The 18,399-nt window shown below is 67.1% G+C and carries 11 protein-coding genes; 8 read left to right on the forward strand and 3 right to left on the reverse strand.

Annotated features, from left to right (window positions below; all coding sequences use genetic code 11):
- Window positions 1-13: 13 nt before the first annotated feature.
- Window positions 14-1,510 (reverse strand): glycosyltransferase family 87 protein, encoded by a 1,497-nt coding sequence (locus AC068D_RS09000; RefSeq protein WP_478822290.1) that lies wholly within the window; start codon window positions 1,508-1,510, stop codon window positions 14-16.
- A gap of 126 nt (window positions 1,511-1,636) precedes the next feature.
- Window positions 1,637-4,381 carry a transglycosylase domain-containing protein gene (locus AC068D_RS09005; protein ID WP_478822291.1) on the reverse strand — a complete coding sequence of 915 codons (2,745 nt, stop codon included), beginning with the start codon at window positions 4,379-4,381 and terminating at the stop codon, window positions 1,637-1,639.
- A 361-nt stretch (window positions 4,382-4,742) separates the two neighbouring features.
- On the opposite strand from AC068D_RS09005, the gene AC068D_RS09010 reads away from it, so the two are divergent.
- The 3 genes from AC068D_RS09010 (at window position 4,743) to AC068D_RS09020 (ending at window position 8,073) form a co-directional block, all read left to right on the forward strand.
- Complete coding sequence (locus AC068D_RS09010; RefSeq protein WP_478822292.1) at window positions 4,743-5,462, forward strand: PadR family transcriptional regulator; 720 nt, start codon at window positions 4,743-4,745, stop codon at window positions 5,460-5,462.
- A 52-nt stretch (window positions 5,463-5,514) separates the two neighbouring features.
- Window positions 5,515-6,597: an inositol-3-phosphate synthase gene (locus tag AC068D_RS09015; protein ID WP_478822293.1), complete on the forward strand. Its 1,083-nt coding sequence runs from the start codon at window positions 5,515-5,517 to the stop codon at window positions 6,595-6,597.
- Between the two features lie 219 nt (window positions 6,598-6,816).
- On the forward strand, window positions 6,817-8,073 hold the full coding sequence (locus tag AC068D_RS09020; protein ID WP_478822294.1) for an MFS transporter: 1,257 nt from the start codon (window positions 6,817-6,819) through the stop codon (window positions 8,071-8,073).
- Window positions 8,074-8,160: 87 nt separating this feature from the next.
- Here the strand turns inward: AC068D_RS09020 and AC068D_RS09025 are convergent, their stop codons facing one another.
- Window positions 8,161-9,627 carry a CCA tRNA nucleotidyltransferase gene (locus tag AC068D_RS09025; protein WP_478822295.1) on the reverse strand — a complete coding sequence of 489 codons (1,467 nt, stop codon included), beginning with the start codon at window positions 9,625-9,627 and terminating at the stop codon, window positions 8,161-8,163.
- Window positions 9,628-9,967: 340 nt separating this feature from the next.
- On the opposite strand from AC068D_RS09025, the gene AC068D_RS09030 reads away from it, so the two are divergent.
- From AC068D_RS09030 to AC068D_RS09050, 5 genes are all read left to right on the forward strand, one after another.
- Complete coding sequence (locus AC068D_RS09030; protein WP_478822605.1) at window positions 9,968-12,262, forward strand: DUF6049 family protein; 2,295 nt, start codon at window positions 9,968-9,970, stop codon at window positions 12,260-12,262.
- Between the two features lie 46 nt (window positions 12,263-12,308).
- Window positions 12,309-14,510 (forward strand): murein biosynthesis integral membrane protein MurJ, encoded by a 2,202-nt coding sequence (murJ, locus tag AC068D_RS09035; RefSeq protein WP_478822296.1) that lies wholly within the window; start codon window positions 12,309-12,311, stop codon window positions 14,508-14,510.
- A gap of 120 nt (window positions 14,511-14,630) precedes the next feature.
- Window positions 14,631-16,364 carry a serine/threonine protein kinase gene (locus tag AC068D_RS09040; protein WP_478822297.1) on the forward strand — a complete coding sequence of 578 codons (1,734 nt, stop codon included), beginning with the start codon at window positions 14,631-14,633 and terminating at the stop codon, window positions 16,362-16,364.
- A gap of 305 nt (window positions 16,365-16,669) precedes the next feature.
- Window positions 16,670-17,374, forward strand: a complete 705-nt coding sequence (gene sigM / locus AC068D_RS09045; protein ID WP_478822298.1) for an RNA polymerase sigma factor SigM — start codon at window positions 16,670-16,672, stop codon at window positions 17,372-17,374.
- Window positions 17,371-18,285, forward strand: a complete 915-nt coding sequence (locus AC068D_RS09050) for an anti-sigma factor family protein (RefSeq protein ID WP_478822299.1) — start codon at window positions 17,371-17,373, stop codon at window positions 18,283-18,285. Before sigM ends, AC068D_RS09050 begins: the two co-directional genes overlap by 4 nt.
- The last annotated feature ends 114 nt before the right edge of the window (window positions 18,286-18,399 follow it).

An 18,399-nucleotide genomic window follows, 5' to 3' on the forward strand; every position in this document is an offset into this window, starting at 1 on the left:
GTTCCACGGCCGCTCAGCCCGCCGTGGACCCGCTGGTCCCCCATTCCACCCTGGGCCCCTCGACCGCGTGTGCCGCGTGGCGCGGTGGATGGGCCGCCCGACCGAGGACGAACACGTCCGGCGCCCTGTTCAGGATCCCTCCTGAAGGGTCGTCGGACCCGTCCTGGCGCACGACGTCGCGCTCCGGCATCAGGATGTCCCGCACGACGACCGCACACAGGTAGAGCGTCCCCAGCAGATGCACGGCGATCGCCAGCTGGTACCCCTCCGGCGGCAGTCCCTGGTGCTTGTCACCACTGGTCGTGTAGGCGAGGTACATCCAGATGCCCAGGTAGTACATGACCTCGCAGGCCTGCCAGATCAGGAAGTCCCGCCAGCGCGGCCTGGCCAGCGCGGCGAGCGGGATCAGCCACAGCACGTACTGCGGCGAGTAGACCTTGTTGGTGACGATGAAAGCCGCCACCACCAGGAAGGCGAGCTGCGCGAAGCGCGGCCGGCGCGGAGCGGTCAGGGTCAGCCCCGCGATGCCGATGCAGGCCAGGATCATCAGCAGCGTTCCGTACGTGTTGACCGCATCGACCTCGAACTGCACGCCCGTGCGCTGGGTGACGATCAGCCAGAAGGATCCGAAGTCGACCTGCCGCTCCTGGCTGAAGCTGTAGAACTTCTTCCACCCCTCGGGGGCGAGCAGCATCACCGGAAGGTTCACGACCAGCCAGGCACTCGCCGCGCCCAGTACCGCCGTCCCGTACTCCCGGTACTTGCCCGCCCGCAGACACAGGAACAGCAAGGGCCCGAGCACCAGCGCCGGATAGAACTTGGCGGCCGTGGCGAGCCCGATGAGGATGCCGAAAGCCAGGGACCGTCCGCGCGACCACATCAGGATCGCTGCGGCAGTGAGGGCCACGGCGAACAGATCCCAGTTGATGGTGGCCGTGAGCGCGAATGCGGGCGCGAGGGCGACGAGCAGACCGTCCCAGGGACGGCGGCGGTGGGTTCGGGTGACGCAGACCGCGATGACGGCGGCACAGATCAGCAGCATCCCCGCATTGACCATCCAGTACATCTGCTCGCGGAATTGGACCGAGCCGCCGAAGGGCAGCGTCAGCCAGGCGGCAACCTGCATGAACAGGCCGGTGAGAACGGGGTACTCGAGGTACTCCATGTCACCGCTGAGCCGGTCGAAGTACGGAACGAGACCGTCCGCGAAACCGCGCCCGATGAAGAGGTGCGGGATGTCGGAGTAGCAGGCGTGCGTGTACTGCGAGCTGGCGCCACGGAACCACGCCCAGTCGTAGCAGGGCATCTTCTGCACCATGCCGAGCGCGAACATTCCGATCGCGACCAGCGCGATGACCCGCACGGGCGTGACCCGGCTGGTGCCGACCTGCGCGAACCGGCCCAGAGGGCCGCCGATCAGTTCGCTGCCGGCCGCCGCGACCTCGTCCCGCTGCGTGGGACGTACGACCGGCTGGCCCTGGTGCACGCTCGTCTTCTCTGAGGTCGGCATAGGGCACATCCTGCCGTACGCCGGGGCCGCCTCGTCCGGGCCTGTGGACAACATGGGCGAGGGCCGCCCCACCGGAGTCCTTCCTCCGGTGAAGCGGCCCTCGTGGCAGGTCCGCAGCGGCGTGCCTCAGCCCTCGGGACCTTCGAAGAAGCCGCCACCGTTGTTGCCGTTGCCCTGGGTGCCCCCGTTGTCGCCGCCTGCCGTGGGCGGTGACGGACTGGTGGTCACTCCGCCGTCGGTGGCACCGCCGTCGGTGGTGCCACCCGAGTCGGTACCGGTGGTGTCGCCTCCACCGTCCTGACCGCCGGTGGGGGGGCAGTTCCAGTCGAACCGGCCGCAGGAGTTGCTGGGCTCGGGCGACTCGGAGGGGGACTCCGAAGGCGACTCGGAGGGGGACTCCGAAGGCGACTCGGACGGCTCGGCCGGAGGCGCCGAACTGGGCGTGGGGCTCGGCTGGCCGCCACCGTAGACGGCTTCGGCGTCGAGAGGCTCGGGCTCCGGGAACGGGATCGCTTCCTGGTTCTTCAGAGCACCGGACATGTACTCCCGGAAGATCTCGGAGGGGAACGACGCACCGTGGATCTTCTGCTGGCCGCCCGTACCGAACATCTCGAGGAACTTGCGCTTCTTGTTCTCCGCGTTGTCGTCCATGCGGTACATGTCGATGGCCGTCGAAAGCTGCGGCGTGTAGCCCACGAACCAGGCCGACTTGTTGCCGTCGGTGGTACCGGTCTTGCCGGCGACCTGACGATCAGGGAGCCGGGCGTTCGTGCCGGTGCCCTTCTCGACGACATCCTTCAGGACATCGGTCACATTGCTCGAGATGGCGGACGAGAAGGCCGACTTGGCCCTGTCCTCGTGCTCGTAGACAGTGCTCCCGCTCTTGACGACCTTGGTCACGGAGTACGGGTCGCGCTGCTTGCCCTCGGCAGCGAAGGTGGCGTACGCCCCCGCCATCCGGATGGCACTCGGGTCGGAGATGCCGATGGAGAACGACGGAACGTTGGCCGCGACCAGGCTCTGCTCCCGCAGGCCCGCCTTGATCGCCGCCTGGCGGACATTGTCGATGCCGACATCCATGCCCAGCTGGACGAAGGGGGAGTTCGCCGAGTCGATCATGGCTTCACGCAGGGTGATGTCCTTGTACGACTTCTGGCCGTCGTTGGCCTGAAGCCACTCCTTGCCTTCCTCGTTGCGCCAGACGGTCCCGTCGTAGTTCTTGATCTTGAGCTTGTTGGCGCCGTTGTACTTGCTCTTGTCCGGGTCGACACGCGTACGGGTCTCCGCACCCTGATCCGCACCGAGCGAGGGATCGCGCACTCCGTCCTGCATCGCGGCGGCGAGTACGAAGGGCTTGAAGGTCGACCCGACCTGGGCACCCGTCTGGTCTGCGTTGTTGGTGAAGTGCTTGGTGGCGTTCTCACCACCGTAGATGGCGACGATCGCCCCGGTCTTGGGGTTCACCGAGGCGCCGCCGAACTGGACATGCGTGTCCTTCTCCGGGCGCTTCTTCGGATCGATGTTCTTCTTGTAGATCTTCTTGACGGAGTCCTCGAGCAGCTTGACCTTCGTCTTCTCGAAGGTCGTATGGATCTGGTAGCCGCCCTTGGTCAGCTCGTCGGCCGTGATGCCCCGGTCGTTGTTGTTGACGAAGTTCGCCTTGGCCAGGTCGATGAGATAACCGATCTGTCCGCCGAGCTGGGCGTTCTTCTTCGGCGGGTCTGGCCGGGGGAATTCCTGGAACGTCGCGCGCTTCGTAGCGTCGAGATGGCCGTCCTTGACCATCTCGTCGAGAATCCACTTCCAGCGCTTGGTCGCACGCGCAGTGTTGTTCTCGCGGGTGGCCTCGGGGTCGATCGCCGTGGCGCCGTCCGGGTCGTAGTACGTCGCACCCTTGAGGAGCGAAGCGAGGACGGCGCACTCGCTCGCGTTCAGCTGGGTCGCGTCCTTGTTGTAGTACGTACGCGCCGCGGCCTGGATCCCGTAGGCACCGCGACCGTAGTACGCCGTGTTCAGGTAGCCCGCCATGATCTCGGACTTGGTCAGGTCCGCGCCGACCCGGATGGAGATGAACAGCTCCTTGAACTTACGGCTCAGGGTCTGGTCCTGGGTAAGCCGCGTGTTCTTGACGTACTGCTGGGTGATGGTCGAGCCACCCTGGGTCTGGCCACCCCTGGCCATGTTGAAGAGGGCTCGCCCGATACCCATCGGGTCGACTCCCTTGTCCTGCCGGAAAGTCTTGTTCTCCGCCGAGATCACCGCGTTCTGCATGTCCTGGGGGATCTGCTCGATCGGGATGATCTGCCGGTTGACCTCACCACCGGTGGCGGCCATCTGCGAGCCGTCGGCCCAGTAGTAGACGTTGTTCTGCGCCTTCGAGGCGAGACTGGGGTTCGGGACCCCGACCATGGCGTAGGCGATGGTCCCCGCCGCCATCAGACTGCCGAGGAAGCCCAGGCACAGCCCCGTCGTGAGCTTCCACGACGGCACCCAGCGGCGCCAGCCGTACTTGTCGTGGCGGGGATAGTCGATCAGCCGCTTCTTCCCGGGGCTACCGCCCCAGTCACGGCCGCCCGGCCCACCGGGACCGCCGCCACCGCCGCGCCGGCCGCCTCCGTGGCCGCCGTAGCCGGCCGCACCGCCTTCGGCGGCTCTCCTGCGGCCACCACCGCCGCGCTGGGCAGCACGCCGCGCTTCGGCGCGCCCTCCGTACGAGGGCATCGGTTCCTGCCCGTACCCCTCGGAAGGGGATCCGGTGCTGGTGCCCCGGGGCGGGGCCGCGCGGCGGCCTGAGGGCTGCTGGGCGGCGCGCCTGGCCGCGGCACGTCCGCCACCCTGGGGCTGCGGCGGTTTGCGACGGTGCTCGCTCATCGAACGACTACTCCTCGGGCAGGCATGAACGCCTGGAAGCGGCAGTTGAGATCCGGTCCCCCCGAAATGAATACGGACCAGCCCGGCGACGGGCTCATCCGTGATGCATCCAGGATGACGACGCTTGGGGGCGTCACACGGTTCCCGGTGGTCTGCATGCCGCACAGACTACGCACGTCCGAAACGGACTTTGACGTGAAATTCACCTCAAAGAAGGCAACTCGATTGATGCGAATTGGGGATGTGACGCCGGTCACGATGGCCCCCCTTGTCGCAGCAGGACCACCGTTCTATCGTCTGGATGTATCGAGTCGATACATCAAAGCGGCATAGGAACCCGGGAAGGCGGAGGAGGCGGTCGATGAGCAGACGTTCCGGCATCCTCGAGTTCGCCGTTCTCGGGCTGCTCCGCGAAGCTCCCATGCACGGATACGAGCTGCGCAAGAGGCTCAATACGTCGCTGGGGATCTTCCGGGCCTTCAGTTACGGGACCCTCTATCCCTGCCTCAAGACGCTGGTCGCCAACGGCTGGTTGATGGAAGAGCCGGGCAGCGCCCCCGAGGATGCGCTGGCCGCCTCTCTCGCGGGACGTCGAGCCAAGATCGTCTACCGGCTGACCGCGGAAGGTAAGGAGCACTTCGAGGAGCTCCTGTCCCACACCGGCCCCGACACCTGGGAGGACGAGCACTTCGCCGCCCGCTTCGCTTTCTTCGGGCAGACGGAGCGCGAGGTGAGGATGCGAGTGCTCGAGGGCCGTCGCAGCCGGCTGGAGGAGCGGCTGGAGAAGATGCGCGCATCTCTCGCCCGGACACGTGAGCGCCTCGACGACTACACGCTTGAGCTGCAGCGACACGGCATGGAGTCCGTGGAGCGCGAGGTGCGCTGGCTGAACGAGCTCATCGAGAGCGAGCGGGCGGGGCGGGACCGGCGACGATCCCCTTCCTCCGGCGACAGCACTCAGCAGGACATTTCATCTGGAGAGACGGGCGGCCTGCCCCGGCACCGGGGCGATACGGCCCCGGAGGGGCGCCCCTCCGGGCACCCTGACCCGCCGGATCCGTCCGATGACACCACCAAGTGAGACCCCGCATCCACGCAGGGTCTCGTTCGAGAACAAACAGGGAGCAACCGGAATGGGTTCGGTTCGCGTAGCCATCGTCGGCGTGGGCAACTGCGCCGCCTCGCTGGTGCAGGGCGTCGAGTACTACAAGGACGCCGACCCGGCCGCCAAGGTGCCGGGCCTCATGCACGTCCAGTTCGGCGAGTACCACGTGCGGGACGTCGAGTTCGTGGCCGCCTTCGACGTCGACGCGAAGAAGGTCGGCCTCGACCTCGCGGACGCCATCGGTGCCAGCGAGAACAACACCATCAAGATCTGTGACGTGCCGTCCACGGGCGTGAAGGTCCAGCGTGGCCACACCCTCGACGGTCTGGGCAAGTACTACCGCGAGACCATCGAGGAGTCCGTCGAGGCCCCGGTCGACGTCGTCCAGATCCTCAAGGACAAGCAGGTCGACGTGCTCGTCTGCTACCTCCCGGTGGGTTCCGAGGACGCTGCGAAGTACTACGCGCAGTGCGCCATCGACGCCAAGGTCGCGTTCGTCAACGCCCTTCCGGTCTTCATCGCCGGCACGAAGGAGTGGGCGGACAAGTTCACCGAGGCCGGTGTTCCGATCGTCGGTGACGACATCAAGTCGCAGGTCGGCGCCACGATCACGCACCGCGTCATGGCGAAGCTCTTCGAGGACCGGGGTGTCATCCTGGACCGCACGATGCAGCTGAACGTCGGCGGCAACATGGACTTCAAGAACATGCTCGAGCGTGAGCGCCTGGAGTCCAAGAAGATCTCCAAGACGCAGGCCGTCACCTCCCAGATCCCCGACCGGGAGCTCGGCGAGAAGAACGTCCACATCGGTCCGTCGGACTACGTGGCGTGGCTCGACGACCGCAAGTGGGCGTACGTCCGTCTCGAGGGCCGCGCCTTCGGTGACGTCCCGCTGAACCTGGAGTACAAGCTCGAGGTCTGGGACTCCCCGAACTCGGCGGGTGTCATCATCGACGCCCTGCGCGCCGCGAAGATCGCCAAGGACCGCGGTATCGGTGGCCCGATCCTCTCCGCGTCCTCGTACTTCATGAAGTCCCCGCCGGTCCAGTACTTCGACGACGTGGCTCGCGAGAACGTCGAGAAGTTCATCAAGGGTGAAGTCGAGCGCTAGCGAGACAGGGGCGGCGCGCCGGCGGCACTGAGCGGCGCGCCGGCGGGACAGGGCGCCGGCCGGACAGGCCGGCGCCTGCTCGCAGGGCAGGGAGACACGCCCTCCCGAGCCGGACCGCATCGCACCGGCGCCGTTCCACTCGACATGTGGGTTTGCGGACTTCCGAGGGTCCCCGTGGCATCTGCCCGGGGGCCCTCTTCCTGTGTGACGCTTGCGCACATGCCTGTCGTACGTGATCTGCGCGTACTCCTGCGCCTGACGAACTTCCGCCGCCTGCTCGCGGTTCGACTGCTGTCCCAGTCGGCCGACGGGGTCTACCAGGTTGCACTCGCCGCGTACGTCGTCTTCTCACCCGAGAGACAGACCTCCCCGGCCGCGATCGCTTCTGCGATGGCCGTACTGCTGCTGCCCTACTCACTCGTCGGGCCCTTCGCCGGAGTCCTGCTGGACCACTGGCAGCGCCGTCAGGTCTTCCTCTACGGCAATGTCCTGCGGGCCCTGCTCGCCGCCGGCACTGCGGCATTGATCCTCGCTTCCGCCCCGAACTGGCTCTTCTATGTCTCCGCGCTCTCCGTCACAGCCATCAACCGCTTCATTCTGGCCGGGCTGTCCGCCTCGCTGCCACGCGTGGTCGATGAAGAGCGGCTCGTCATGGCCAACTCCCTCTCACCGACAGCGGGCACGCTCGCTGCGACCGCGGGCGCCGGGCTCGCCTTCGCTGTACGTGTGACGACCTCCGACTCCGACGCCGTGGTGGTCCTCCTGGGGGCCGCTCTCTATCTCGGCGCCGGGCTCGCGTCCCTGCGGATGAAGCGCACACTGCTCGGCCCTGATCCGGAACGGGTGCAACCCGAGCTGGCCGCCGCGGTGGCTTCAACGGCCCGCGGACTCCTGCACGGGCTGCACCATCTGGCGGAGCGGCGGACCGCTGCCCGGGCCCTTTGGGCGATGGCCGTGCTCCGCTTCTGCTACGGCGCGCTGACCGTCATGGTCCTGATGCTCTGCCGGTATGCATGGTCGAGCACGGAGTCGGAGGGACTGACTCTGCTCGGACTCGCCGTGGGCGTATCGGGGGCAGGCTTCCTCACGGCGGCCCTCATCACGCCCTGGGCAGTCGATCGCCTCGGACAGTACGGCTGGGTGGCGATGTGCGCGGGTCTGGCCGCAGCACTCGAACCGGCCCTGGGCCTGCCCTTCTCGCCCATCCCGATATTCATTGCCGCGTTCATCCTCGGCACCATCACCCAGGGAGCGAAGATCGCAACGGACACCATCGTGCAGACGTCCATCGACGATGCCTTCCGAGGCCGGGTGTTCTCTCTCTACGACGTGCTCTTCAACGTCGCCTTTGTCGGCGCGGCGGGCGTGGCAGCACTGATGCTCCCCCCGGACGGCAAGTCCGTATCGCTCGTCCTCTCGCTCTCGGCTCTGTACGCCATCGTCGCCGTCGCCATGACTCAATGGCGCGAGGGCTGATGTTTCACGTGAAACATCAGCCCTCGATCACCTTCGAGCCACGATGTTTCACGTGAAACATCGTCGGCTCTTCGGCCCATCGCCGAATCAGCCCTGCGTCGCCCACCATTCCTTGAGCGCTGCTACGGCTGCCTCGCGTTCCATCGGCCCATGCTCCAGACGTAGCTCCAGCATGGCCTTGTAAGCCTTACCGACCACCGGACCGGGACCCACGCCGAGGATCTCCATGATCTGATTCCCGTCGAGGTCCGGGCGGATCGAGTCGAGCTCTTCCTGCTCCTTGAGCTGGGCGATGCGCTCCTCGAGGCCGTCATACGCGCGCGACAGCGAGTTCGCCTTCCGCTTGTTCCGCGTGGTGCAGTCCGAACGGGTCAGCTTGTGCAGGCGCTCGAGCAGGGGACCCGCATCGCGCACATACCGGCGCACCGCAGAGTCGGTCCACTCCCCGGCGCCGTAACCATGGAAGCGCAGATGCAGCTCCACCAACCGCGAGATGTCCTTGACCATGTCATTCGAGTACTTGAGCGCCGTGAGCCGCTTCTTGGTCATCTTTGCGCCCACCACCTCGTGGTGGTGAAAGGAGACCCGGCCGTCCGATTCGAAGCGTCGGGTCTTCGGCTTGCCGATGTCGTGAAGCAGCGCAGACAGCCGCAGCACGAGGTCGGGGCCGTTCTCCTCCAGGTCCATGGCCTGGTCCAACACGGTCAGTGAGTGCTCGTACACATCCTTGTGACGGTGGTGCTCATCACTCTCCAGTCGCAGAGCCGGGAGCTCGGGGAGGAAGTGCTCCGCAAGTCCGGTGTCCGCCAGGAGCGCCAAGCCCTTCCTCGGGTTCGGAGAAAGAATCAGCTTGTTGAGCTCGTCACGGATTCGCTCGGCCGAGACGATCTCAATACGGTCCGCCATCTCCCTCATCGCGGTGACGACCTCGGGAGCCACGTCGAAGTCCAGCTGAGCGGCGAAGCGAGCCGCTCGCAGCATGCGCAGCGGATCGTCGGAGAAGGACTCCTCGGGGGTGCCGGGAGTGCGCAGCACCCGCTCAGCGAGGTCCTTCAGACCACCGTGCGGATCGATGAACTCCTTCTCCGGCAGAGCGACGGCCATCGCATTGACGGTGAAGTCGCGACGGATCAGATCGTCCTCGATGGACTCGCCGTAGGACACCTCGGGCTTGCGCGAGGTCCGGTCGTACGCCTCGGAGCGGTAGGTCGTGACCTCGATCTCAAAGCGCTGAACAGCGTCACCGACGCGGGCATCCTTCTGGCAGCCAACCGTGCCGAACGCGATCCCCACCTCCCACACCGAGTCCGCCCACGGCCTGACGATCTTCAGGACGTCCTCGGGCCGGGCATCGGTAGTGAAATCGAGATCATTGCCGAGCCGGCCGAGCAGCGCGTCCCGGACTGAGCCACCGACCAGGGCAAGGCTGAATCCGGCCTGCTGGAAACGGCGAGCTAGATCATCGGCGACGGGGGAAACTCGCAGCAGTTCGCTGACCGCGCGATGCTGCACCTGGCTCAGGGCAGCGGGGCTGTCTTCGTTGGCATTCGGCACAACAGAAAAGGGTACGTGCCCGCCCGCACCGTGGCTTCACCGTTTTCCCTACCCCCGCTGCTGTTCCGATCTTGTGGAGCAGTCCCCAGCACTTCATCACAGCGCACCTCGTTACCATGCCTGGACGCACCTAGTGCTGCGACCGGAAGGGTCTGCCGGGAATCCCCCGGCGTCCGGCGCGGTGCATCGCAAGGCGGAGGATCGCCCTCGTACTGGACGTACTCGGGTGATGCGACAACGCAGCGGGGTGCCGTACAGGCGTCGCGAGCCGGTGAACCTTTCCGGTGACAGCGCCAGCGACACCCACCAGCGCATCAGACGACAAGGGACGGACGAACGCGTGGCCGAGGCGGCAGAATTTCAGGGGATGGACATCTCTCCTGCCCGCCGGTGGCTGCGGCGCAGCGTCGCACTCATCGCGGGAGCACCCCTGCTCGCCGGCTTGCTGTACCTGCCGGCGGCCTCACCCGCGCATGCCGCCATGGATGCCGCCGACTCGAGCACCGTCGATGTGTCCCTGGACACACTGTCCCCCAGCGTTCCTGTGAAGGACGACACGCTGACCGTCACCGGCACCGTGACCAACAAGGGCAAGGAACCGGTCACGGAAGCGCAGGTTGATCTTCGCGTGGGACCGCACATGTCGGGCCGGGCCGAGATCGACGAGGCGTCCGAGCGAGGCAGCTACTCGCCGGGCAGCGATGGCGAGGAACTCGGTGTTCCTTACCGCGTGAAGCTCCCTGCGCTGGCCGCCGGAGTCAGTGAGGACTTCTCGCTGACCGTGCCGGTGAGCAAGCTCGGGCTCGACGAGGAGGGTGTGTACCAGCTCGGTGTGTCCCTCTCCGGACAGACCCGGAGCGAGCCGTACGACCAGGTCCTGGGCATGGAGCGCACGTTCCTGCCCTGGCAGCCTGAGGCTGTCGGGAAGAAGACCCAGCTCACCTTCATGTGGCCGTTGATCTCCACGACGCGTCTGTCCGCCGAGACCGGATCCGACGAGCAGCAGACTCCCGTCTTCGAGAACGACACCCTGGCGACGGAGCTCGCCCCCGGTGGGCGCCTCGAGGAGCTGGTCTCGCTCGGCAGCGAGCTGCCGGTGACCTGGGTGATCGATCCGGATCTTCTGTCCACGATCGATGCAATGACCCGGAACTACGAGATCAGAAACGGAACGGACACGATCCCGGGCCGGAATCAGGCTGTGGCCAAGAAGTGGCTGGATTCCCTCGAGAAGGCCGTCCAGGGACGCAAGGTCGTTGCACTGCCGTTCGCCGACCCCGACCTGGCGTCCCTCGCCCATCGCGGCAAGAACGTCCCGGGGTCACTCAGCCAGCTCCAGCCCGCCACCGCTGTGGCCGAGACGACGGTCGAGACCATCCTCCATGTGAAGCCGTCCACCGATTTCGCCTGGCCGGTGGACGGTGCGATCGATCCTTCGATCGTCGATGTGGGGACCTCGGCCGGAGCACACAAGATCATTGCCCGGAGTGACAGCCTCCGGGAGACCGGCTCGGTGTCCTACACGCCGTCCGCGGCTCGGCCCATCGGTGGAGGTACCAAGGCTGTCGTCGCGGACTACCGCCTTTCCACCGCCTTCCAGGGAGACATGACCAAGGCACGGAACTCGACCCTCGCAGTCCAGGAGTTCCTCGCGCAGACCTTGGCGCTCAACCTTCAGGCACCGAGCAAGCAGCGCAGCATCGTGGTCGCGCCGCAGCGGATGCCCTCGGCCTCCCAGGCTCAGACGATGGCGAGCGCCCTGCATGGCCTCGCCGGCCAACGCTGGACCGAGCCTCTCGACCTGGTTGCGGCGGCGGCCGCGAAGCCGGATCCCGATGCGACCACCGACGTGCCCGCCACCTCTCGGTACCCCGACGAGCTCCGCGCGCGGGAGCTCCCGGTCCAGACGTTCCAGGACATCAAGACCACCCAAGAGACTCTCGACAACTTCAAGGTCATCCTCACTGCGCCGGATCGCGTGGTGACCCCGTTCGGTAATGCGATCCACCGTGAGATGTCCACGTCGTGGCGGGGGAGGGCAAAGGATGCGGCAACCTATCGCAGTGGGGTCCAGAGCTTCCTGGAAGACCTCACCACCGAGGTGCAGCTGATCCAGAAGTCGGCTGTGACGCTCTCGGGACGCAGCGCGACGATCCCGGTGACGGTGCAGAACAAGCTGGTCCAAGGGGTCGACCACCTCGTGCTTCGGCTGAAGACATCGAACCCCACCCGTCTCAAGCTCGACGACGACAGAGATGTCGCCGAGCAGCAGATCAAGATCGAGGGCGGGCACAGCCAGTCCGTGAAGTTCGCCGCCGCGGCCAACGCCAACGGACCGGTCCAGGTGACGGCACAGCTGTACACCGAGGACGGCCGGCTCTACGGCGGCCCGATGACCTTCACCGTGAGGGTCTCCGAGATCACCCCGACCGTGATGCTTGTCATCGCGGGCGGCGTACTGTTGCTCGTCCTCGCCGGCGTCAGGATGTACACCCAGCGCAAGCGCGCTGCGGCACGCGAACCTGCCGCGGCGGACGACGAGGGCGACCGCCCCGAGCAGCCGAGTGACCCGACCCCTGACACCGGACCGGAAAGCGGGGAGCCGTCGGGCACGGGTGAGAAAGTGGATCGTTGAGCGATGTCATGGCCGGTCGGGCCGGGGACAATGAGGTGGGGTATCCATGAACGCGCCGTACGACGGTGACCATGGGGAGGGCGCGGAGGGCAATGCGCCGTCCCCGGGGTCTCAGTACCCCTCGCCCGGCCCACAGGCAGCCGAGCATTCGGCGACGGGTCATGTGCCGCCGGCGTCGCCCGAGACGGCGGACCCGTACGTCCAGGACGCCTATGTGCACGCCCCGTATCCCGCACAGGACCTCTCCGCTCAGGACCCCGTGTCGGAAGCGCTATACGACCGTGCCGCTCACCCTCCGCCACCGCCCGGCGCCCAGCAGCAACAGCAGCTGTACCAGCAGCCGCCCGTACAGCAGCACGCCCCGGACCCTCGGATCTGGGCTCAGACCCCGCCACCCGAGCCGGATGGTCCGTCGCGTCGTCTGCCCTATGGGGACGACACCCGTACGGTCCAGTTCACCGGGGTGGACGAGCTGGTGACCAAGGCAGGTGAGGACGAGCCGGAGCCGGATGCGTTCGCGCACCTGTACCGCGACCAGCAGGGTTCCGGTCAGCCTGCGGCCTCGTCCGAACCGGAACAGGTCTCCGCTCCGGCGCCGGCACCGCCCAAGAAGGCTGCCGGCCGGGCCTCGGGGCTCCTCAAGTCCAGCGCCTTGATGGCAGCCGGCACCCTGGTGTCGCGCCTCACGGGCTTCGTCCGCAGCCTGGTGATCACCGGCGCCCTGGGCGCCGCGCTGCTCGGTGACGCATTCACCGTCGCCTACACCCTGCCGACGATGATCTACATCCTCACGGTGGGTGGCGGCCTCAACTCGGTCTTCGTGCCGCAGCTCGTGCGCGCGATGAAGAACGACGAGGACGGCGGCGAGGCATACGCCAACCGGCTGCTGACCCTCGTCATGGTCGCCCTGGGCGTGATCGTCGTCATCGCCGTGTTCGGCGCGCCGCTGCTGATCGCGGCACTGTCGCCCACGATCGCAGGCGACCCGCCGGCGAACAGCGTCGCCGTCACCTTTGCCCGCTACTGCCTGCCCACGATCTTCTTCATGGGCGTGCATGTGGTGATGGGCCAAATCCTGAATGCCCGCGGAAAGTTCGGCGCGATGATGTGGACCCCGGTCCTCAACAACGTCGTCATGATCTTCACCTTCGGGCTGTTCATCTGGGTGTACGGCACGTCCGCCGAGTCCCAGATGACGGTGCAGACGATCCCTCCGGAGGGCGTGCGGCTGCTGGGCATCGGCACCCTGCTGGGACTGACCGTCCAGGGACTGGCGATGATCCCCTACCTGCGGGAGACCGGTTTCCGGTTCCGCCCCCGCTTCGACTGGAAGGGCCACGGACTCGGCAAGACCGTCAGGCTGGCCAAGTGGACCGTCCTGTTCGTCCTGGCCAATCAGGCCGGTGTACTGGTGGTCACCCAGCTCTCCACCGCTGCCGGTGCGGCTTCCGGCAAGGACGGAGCGGGATTCCTCGCGTACTCCAACGCGCAGCTCATCTGGGGCATGCCGCAAGCGATCATCACGGTGTCGGTCATGGCGGCTCTGCTGCCGCGCATTTCCAGGGCCGCCCATGACGACGACCCCGGTGCCGTTCGCGACGACATCTCCCAGGGCCTGCGGAACTCAGCGGTCGCCATCGTCCCGGTCGCCTTCTCGTTCCTGGCGCTGGGCGTGCCGATGTGCACCCTGCTGTACGCGTCCGCCGGTACCGGCGCCGCCCGCTCCATGGGGTTCATCCTGATGGCGTTCGGACTCGGCCTGATCCCCTACTCGGTGCAATACGTCGTCCTGCGCGGCTTCTACGCCTACGAGGACACGCGAACGCCGTTCTACAACACCGTGATCGTGGCGCTCGTGAACGCTGCCGCATCGGCCGCCTGCTACTTCGTCCTGCCCGCCCAGTGGGCCGTGGTGGGCATGGCGGCCTCGTACGGCCTCGCCTACGCCGTCGGTGTGGGTGTCGCCTGGCGTCGGCTGCGCAATCGGCTGGGCGGCGATCTGGACGGGTCCCACGTGGTGCGAACCTATGCCCGGCTCTGCCTGGCATCCCTCCCGGCGGCGCTGGCAGGAGGCGCACTGGGCTTCTTCCTGCTGAGGACGCTCGGTGAGGGTGCCTTCGGATCACTTGTCGCACTGACGGCGGGCGGAGTGGTACTGCTAGGCGTGTTCTTCCTGGCCGCGAAGAAAATGCGGATCGAAGAGCTCAACGCCCTGGTCGGCATGGTCCGCGGACGTCTCGGGCGCTAGAACACTCACTTCGCGCACAACCATCGTCCACCACTGTGTGTCGTGCATAGCGCCGGACTGTGGGCACAATTGGCATGGCTGTTGGATATGGCGCAACGGATGGGGAGGCAGGGAACGACGGTGGCGGAACGTAGCACGGCTGCCGTCGACGTGGCCGACAACAGCGGTGAGAACCCGCTGACCGCCAAGGCGGGCAAGGCCACGACCGACGGGGTGGCGGAAGCCGACGAGACGGCGGAGAAGAGCGCCGACGACACGGACAGCGAGCACAAGGACAGCGAACAGCCCACCATCAGGACGCCCGAACTGCACAGCGGCCACAAGCTCGCCAGACGCTACCGCCTGGAAGAGTGCGTCACCCGTCTGGACGGATTCAGCAGCTGGCGTGCGGTCGACGAGAAACTGCGCCGGGCCGTCGGCGTGCACATCCTTCCCGCCGATCATCCACGGGCCCGCTCGGTTCTTGCTGCCGCACGCTCCTCGGCACTTCTCGGTGACCCGCGGTTTGTACAGGTCCTCGACGCTGTCGAGGAGGACGAACTGGTCTACGTCGTCCATGAGTGGCTTCCTGATGCCACTGAGCTCACGGCACTCCTGGCTGCTGGTCCGATGGAGGCGCACGACGCCTATCAACTGGTCAGCCAGCTGTCCCAGGCCATGGCTGCAGCTCATCGCGAGGGCCTGGCCCATTTGCGCCTCACGCCCAACGCGGTCCTGCGCAGCTCGACCGGCCAGTACCGCATCCGCGGCCTGGCCGTGAACGCCGCGCTGCGCGGAATCAGCGCCGACCTCCCGCAGCGAACCGACACCGAAGCGATCGGCGCTCTCCTCTACGCGGCGCTGACGCAGCGCTGGCCCTACGAGAGCGACGCGTATGGCCTCTCAGGGCTGCCCAAGGGTGTCGGCCTCATCGCCCCCGACCAGGTGCGGGCAGGCGTCCATCGCGGCCTGTCCGAGCTGGCCATGCGTGCCCTGGTCAATGACGGGGCCACCGCGTCCCGCCAGGAGCCGCCCTGCACGACTCCGGACGAGCTGGCCAAGGCTGTCTCGGCGATCCCGCGCATTCGTCCGCCGGAGCCGACCTTCGCGCCGCCTCCCGAGTACCAGCGCACCACGTACCAGCAGGGCACCTACGGGCGTAGCCCGAGCCACGCCGGCCCTGCGGCCGCCCAGCCCGTCGTGCCCCCGCCCGCCCCGCTGGAGAGCCGCACCGGAAAGGTGCTCAAGTGGGCCGTGGCTGCGTTGCTCATCGCCGCCCTGGGCCTCGGTAGCTGGCAGGTCGCCGACAAGCTGCTGGACAACCGGAACCCTTCCGGGAACGACCCCAAGAACCCGAGCCAGTCCGCGGGAGGCGACGGCAAGGACGACAAGCCACCCGCCGATCCGGGGAAACCGCTGAGGATCAGCGGTGCGGCGGAGTTCATGCCCAGCGGTACCGGCATCCAAGAAGAAGACGTACCGCTGGCAGTGGACGGCAAGAGCGACACTGCCTGGGTCACGCCCGAGTACCGGGGCTATCCGAACTTCGGAAACCTGCCCCAGCGCAAGGACGGCAGCGGCATAGTCGTTGATCTGGGTTCGGTGCAGACCGTCAGAGGGTTCGACATCGCCATGTCCACCGGTGGACAGACGATAGAGGTGCTCGCCGCGGACGAGAACGCATCCAACCCGACGTCCCTCGGCGACTTCTCACAACGACTCAGCCAGACCGAGAAGGTCGGCGACCAGGTGAAGACGACGCTGGAGCGCCCCCTGCGCACCCGTTACGTACTGGTCCACCTGACCGAGCTTCCCTCGGACGGCTCATCGGACAGGTACAGGGGCGGTATCTCGGAGATCAACATTCTCGGCTGATGCGTGTGCAGGGGCCGGCCCACCGCTGCCGGCGGGTTCTCGGTGGTGCCTCCAGTGCTTTCCCGGAGGCACCGCCCGGCGGGGCGCAATCGGCGACGTCTCCGCCATGGCTACTCCGCGCTCGCGCTCAGGGGGAGCACCTCGTTCGCCGGTCTGCGTTGGGCCGGGCGGGACGATCGAGGCCGTCGCTGTTCCCTTCCGTCATCACATGCTGGACGTCGGTTTCGGTGTCACGGCCAGGAGGGGCGTACCCATCGTCCTCACCTCGGTGAACGCGTACCGTATCCCTGGGAGGGAAGGCGGCGATGGAGGACCACACGCTCGGCAACGTAAGTGACCAGGATTTGCTGGCCCGGCACGTCGCCGGTGATCCCGACGCCTTCGGTGAGCTGGTGCGCCGCCACCGTGACCGGCTCTGGGCGGTTGCACTCCGCACCCTCGGTGACCGTGAGGAGGCGGCCGACGCCGTCCAGGACGCGCTCGTCTCGGCTTTCCGAGCCGCGCATACGTTCCGTGGTCAGTCCGCGGTGACGACTTGGCTTCATCGCATCACCGTCAACGCATGTCTCGACCGAGCGCGTAAGGCTGCCTACCGCAAGACATCCCCCGTCGACGACACCGAGCGGCTGGAACAGCTGCTTGAGCCGCACGAGTCCGCCGAGGCACCTGCTGAGCGCCAGGATCTCCATCGTGAACTCCTTGCTGCACTGGCCACGCTCCCGGCCGATCAGCGGGCCGCACTGGTCCTGGTCGATATGCAGGGATACCCGGTGGCGGAGGCGGCACGAGTGCTCGACGTTCCCACCGGCACGGTGAAAAGCCGCTGCGCACGCGGTCGAGCACGACTGCTTCCCATGCTCACTCATCTACGCGAGGACACCGGGGAAAACTCCAGTCACGACCGGGGAAGGAACCGGACGCCGGGGCCATCCGTCCCACCGGCGTCGGGAGCAAGAGATACAGGATCAAGTGATCCTGCTGCGGTGAAGGGCGGAGGTGGGCGCGCGTGACCTCCACGACTGGCAAGGCTGAGCACCCGGACGTCTCAGAGATCTCCGATCTCACCGAGGGTCTTCTTTCACCGTCCCGTCAGGCCGCCGTCAGCGAGCATCTGGCCGACTGCCCCCTGTGTGCCGACGTACGGGCCTCCCTGGACGAGATCCGCGGCCTCCTGGGCACGCTCCCGGGACCGACTCGCATGCCCGCCGACATCGCGGAACGCATCGATGCGGCACTGGCAGCCGAAGCACCGCCCATTGCTGCCACTGCGGACGAGGAGCCGGCCGATGTTTCACGTGAAACATCGGCGACGCCGAGCGAGACCACACCTGTGGACCGCCCTTCCGGGCGCCCGCGCGCGGCCACGGGTCCCGGCCGGAGTCGCCCTCCCCGTCGCCGCCGCAGGGCTGTTCTCGGGGCAGCCTTCGGTGCAGCTGCCATCGGGATGAGCGTGCTGCTCCTCCAGTCGGTCGGCAACGGAGGAAACGGAGCACAGAATGCCGAGAGCGACCTCAGAGCCTCGGATACCGCGTCCGAGTTCTCGGAGAGCGGGCTCCAGGCGCGTGTAAGCACCCTGCTGGCGGCCGGCGAGGCGCCCCGGGACGCCTCGCCGGGCGGAACGAAGCCTGCACCCCGCATGGAGAAGGAATCCTCCGTCGGTATCGAGGCCAGCCCCAATGCTCCGTTGCACACGCCGAGCACCCCTGTACCTGCCTGCGTCCAAAAGGGCACCGGCCGGACCGATCGAGCTCTCGCGGTCGAGCAGGGCACGTACGCGGGTACCAGGGCGTACCTCCTCGTGCTGCCCCACTCCAGCGACAGCGCTCAGGTCCAGGCATATGTGATCGATGCGACGTGTGTCGACACGGCACCGGAGGGTAAGGGCGAGCTCCTGCTGACACATGCCTACCCTCGCCCCTGATTGCCGCCGTGCCGGTCGGACACCGCGGGAATGCAAGCCCCGTAGGATCCGTTGGGTGGGGTGAGAGTCGTTGACCCGGCCCCAGTAGGCAGTAGGCAGTCTGCAGAGACGAGG

Source organism: Streptomyces sp. NPDC043861 (assembly GCF_056435905.1).